1 pseudogene is annotated in these 333 nt (G+C 64.0%); it reads right to left on the bottom strand.

The window, feature by feature from the left end:
- Nucleotides 1-327: pseudogene (locus tag ACLNEE_RS17060) on the bottom strand (photosystem II q(b) protein); the annotation flags it as partial.
- Nucleotides 328-333: the final 6 nt, after the last annotated feature.

Raw genomic sequence — 333 nt, 5'->3', positions numbered from 1 at the left:
GCCGTTGTACAGCCACTCATCGAGGGAGGCAGCTTCCCAGATGGGGTAGAAGTGCAGGCCGATGGCGTTGCTGGAGGGCACCACAGCACCGGAGATGATGTTGTTGCCGTACAGCAGGGAGCCGGCCACGGGCTCACGGATGCCGTCGATGTCGACAGGGGGAGCGGCGATGAACGCCACGATGAAGCAGATGGTCGCAGCCAGCAGGGTGGGGATCATCAGCACGCCGAACCAGCCCACGTAGAGGCGGTTGTTGGTGGAGGTGACCCACTCGCAGAACTGCTGCCAGCTGGAGGCGCCGGAGCGCTGCTGGAGAGTGGTGGTCATGAGAAC

The organism is Aphanothece stagnina RSMan2012, assembly GCF_046764815.1.
In the GTDB taxonomy this organism is placed as follows: Bacteria; Cyanobacteriota; Cyanobacteriia; order PCC-6307; family Cyanobiaceae; genus NIES-981.
The sequence above is the reverse complement of the archived record's forward strand: the minus strand, read 5'-3'. Positions and strand labels throughout refer to the sequence as shown.